This window comes from Rhodococcus sp. IEGM 1354, assembly GCF_030056855.1.
Taxonomy (GTDB): Bacteria; Actinomycetota; Actinomycetes; order Mycobacteriales; family Mycobacteriaceae; genus Rhodococcoides.
Map to the genome: position 1 here is coordinate 1 of NZ_JASHKT010000027.1, position 3,703 is coordinate 3,703.

Here is a 3,703-nt window from a genome sequence, read left to right on the forward strand (position 1 = left end):
AAGAACTGACCATCACCGAAGACCCCGAACCCCGCGGGCATTCGTTCGAGTTCCGAATCAACGGCGAAGACGCCGGCCGTGGGTTCCTGCCCGCCCCCGGCCCGGTCACCACCTTCACCGCCCCCTCCGGACCGGGAGTGCGCGTCGATTCCGGTGTCGAATCCGGCTCGGTGATCGGTGGCCAGTTCGATTCGATGCTCGCCAAACTCATCGTCACCGGAGCCACCCGCGAGGAAGCCCTCGCTCGTTCGCGTCGGGCGCTGGCCGAGTTCACCGTCGAAGGCCTGGCGACGGTGATCCCGTTCCACGCTGCGGTGGTCTCCGATCCCGCGTTCATCGGTGACGGCGACTCCTTCTCGGTGCACACCCGGTGGATCGAAACCGAATTCGACAACCAGGTTCCCCCGTTCACCGCCGGCCAACCGATCGACGACGAGGAACTGCTGCCGCGGCAGTCCATCATCGTCGAGGTCGGGGGCCGCCGCGTCGAGGTCTCCCTGCCCGGCGAGCTCACCCTCGGCGGCAACAACGGCGGAAATGCCGGTGCGGTACGGCGCAAACCGAAAGCTCGTACCCGTGGCGGTGCCGGAGCAGGCGCAGCATCCGGTGACGCCGTCACCGCACCCATGCAGGGCACCGTGGTCAAAGTCGCCGTCGAAGAAGGCCAAACCGTCGAGGTCGGTGACCTCATCGCGGTCCTGGAAGCGATGAAAATGGAAAACCCCGTCACCGCCCACAAAGCAGGCACCATCACCGGCCTGAGCGTCACCGCAGGCGACGCCATCACCCAAGGCACCGTCCTCACAGAAATCAAATGAGCTGCTGAGAAAAGCAGCACGAAGGGAGCACGTCAATGTCGAAAGCTATGAGCGCAGAACGTCGACAAGTGTGCGGGGTCCGTCCGACGACAGCAGCGGCGCGTTGGTGCCGGGACTGTCGGTGTAGGTGGCAGTTGCTCTTCGGTGTCAGCGGGTTCGGCGACTCCCGCACGTACGGCTATGAGGGCGCGTACGTCACCACGGTCTACGCCGCGCGTGATGCGGGTGAGGTGGCCCGGGATCTGGACCAGGTTGCGTCACTGGGCACTTCCAGGAGACGGTGTTCCCGAGACAACGTCGGCAACTCGTCAGAGCAAGAAGTCGACCCTGTCGCGCAATACGTGTGCAGCATCTGCGATCGCTGCGTGTATTCGGTCAGCTCGGAAATAACTGATGATCCGTCCCGATAGTTCCGGGGTGACGTCATCCTTCACCGAATCGTTCGAGCGGTTGAGCGCCGAACAGGTACGGAGACTGATCAACTCGGTATACGGAATCGTGGCCGCCGAAGATCCGGTGAGGTTACCGACCGAACGGGACGACACGTATCGAGCTACTACGCGCCTCGGTGACAGCTACGTGATCAAGATTGCCCACCCGGGTGACCAGCCGCGCGTCATCGAATTGCAGACTGCGGCCTTGCTGCACGCGAGTCGGCGGGATCCCCTTCTACCGCTCGAGCGCGTCATCCCCTCTGCCGACGGTGAGCAACTTCCCCGTGTGGTGGTGCCGGACGGTCAAAGACGCATCGTACGTGTCACTACGTTTCTCTCCGGACGCGCGCTGCGCTCAGTTCAACCCTCCCCCAACCAATTACGTCAATGCGGACGAGTCTTGGCAAGGATGGCCAACGCCCTCAGCGACTTTCACCACGACGCAGCGGACCGGCACCTGGCCTACGACCTGCAGAACTTCCACGAACTCGACGTCATGCGACCACTGGCAGACTCACCCGCCGTGGGACGGGTGTTCGATTGGTACGGCTCCACTTTTGTACCTGCGGCCGGGGACCTGCCAACTCAAGTGGTGCACGGCGATTTCAGTGTGGACAACATTCTCGTCGATCCCGCATCGAACGATTTCGTTCAAGGAGTCCTGGATTGGGGTGATGTCATGCACTCGTGGCGCGCCGCCGATCTGGCCAGTGGGTTGGCCTCTCAGGTCGCTGTCGACGGCGACCCATGGGAAGGACCCCGTCACATGATCGCTGGGTACCGCGAGGTGTGCGTCATGACCGACTCGGAGTCCGAATTGATTCGTGGTCTGGTGTCGATGCGCATCACCCAGCGACTCCTGATGGCGCTGCACCTCAGCGAGGCGATGCCCCACAACGCCGAGTACCTGTCGCGCAACATCGGATGGAGTGCCGCGCAGCTGTCCAACCTGGTCGGCGTCTGAGCAGTCCTCGCCGGCCGAGGTGGGTCAGGATGTGGCCTCGGCGAGGACCTCGTCGAGCTGGACCAGGAAGTACTGCGCATTCTCGGCCGAGAAGACCAGCGGTGGGCGAATCTTCAGGACGTTCTCGAAGGGTCCGGTGTTGCTGACCAATACCCGCCGTTTGCGCAGGCCATTGACGACCGACGCCGCCAGTATCGGTGCCGGTCGCTGGGTCTCCGGGTCGACCAGATCGACGGCGACGAACAGTCCTGCTCCCCGCGCGCTCGTCACGCAGGCGTAGCGCTGCGTCAGCTCTGTGAGGCCTTCGAGCAATTGCCGTCCTACGTTGCAGACGTTCGCGAGAATTCCATCGGTCTCGAAGACGTCCAGGACCGCGTTGGCAGCACTGATGCACACGGTGTTGCCCGCCGCGGTGTTGAAGTACCGGATGTCGCGCCCGAACTTCAGCGCATGTCGACTCTGCGTCGCGACCGCCGCGAGCGGCAGACCGTTCGCCATCGGTTTGCCCATCGTCACCAGATCAGGTACGACCCCATGCCGTTGGTATCCCCACATGGCTTCACCGGTTCGGCCGAAGCCCGCTTGTACCTCGTCTGCGATGAAAAGTCCGCCGGCTCTGTGGACCACGTCGACAACCGGTGCGAGGAATCCGGGCGGGCTCGTGATGAGTCCGTCGCTCGAGAACACGGTGTCGACGAGGAGCGCCGCGAGCCGCATCCCATGCCGCTCGAGGTGTTTGATGGCCTCGGACACGCGAGACGCCATCGTGGCTCCGACCGTTTCGGCGTCGTCACCGCTCGAGTAGTCCGGTGCCTCGATCGTCACCGTCGTCGCCCCGAGGGGAACGTTCGGGCCTAGGGTCGGCGACATCTCGGCAATGGACGCTGTGAGCCCGTGATAGGCGTGGGACGTCACGATGACTGCATCGCCACCCGTTTCGTAGCGGGCCATCCGGATGGCGAGATCGTTGGCCTCACTGCCCGAACAGGTATACAGAACCTGGTCGATGGCTGGGTCATGGGTCGCGAGGAGTCGTTCGCTGTATTCGATCAGCGTGGGTGTGAGGTATCGCGTATTGCTGTTCAAGGTCGCGGCTTGTCGCGAAATAGCCTCCACCACATGCGGATTGCAATGACCGACGGCGGGAACGTTGTTGTAGGCGTCGAGGTACTGATTCCCCTGCGCATCGTACAAATGGACGCCTTCGGCGCGCACCACGTCGACTGGTGTGCTGTAGAACAACCGGTTGCTCGGGGCGATGACGCTTTGTCTGCGTTCGACCAACGAACGCAGTTCGGGCTCTAACGATTCCACACTCGCGGGATCGAATCCGTTGGGCATCGTGCCCTCGGTCTTGGTCTGCGGTGTAGTCATCGAACATCCTCTCGGTGGTAGCGGCCCGATCGCGTCTACAGTTGTGAATTCGGCCTGTGCGACTGCGCCTACTGCTGGTGGTTGCGGTGGGCGCAGTCGTCTTTGTGGTTCAG

The 3,703-nt window shown here is 63.1% G+C and carries 3 protein-coding genes; 2 read left to right on the top strand and 1 reads right to left on the bottom strand.

The genetic code is table 11. The features are described from left to right. Together QM588_RS25540 and QM588_RS25545 are read left to right on the top strand one after the other, a co-directional pair. Nucleotides 1–818: biotin/lipoyl-containing protein (locus QM588_RS25540; protein ID WP_283317419.1), on the top strand; the 818-nt coding region annotated here is incomplete at its 5' end. 417 nt (nt 819–1,235) lie between these two features. Next, a complete protein-coding gene (locus QM588_RS25545) occupies nt 1,236–2,216 on the top strand; it encodes a phosphotransferase (RefSeq protein ID WP_283317420.1) in 981 nt (326 codons plus the stop codon). 24 nt (nt 2,217–2,240) lie between these two features. On the opposite strand, the gene QM588_RS25550 is transcribed toward QM588_RS25545, so the two are convergent. Beyond that, nucleotides 2,241–3,590 (bottom strand): aspartate aminotransferase family protein, encoded by a 1,350-nt coding sequence (locus tag QM588_RS25550; RefSeq protein ID WP_283317421.1) that lies wholly within the window; start codon nt 3,588–3,590, stop codon nt 2,241–2,243. Between the last annotated feature and the right edge of the window lie 113 nt (nt 3,591–3,703).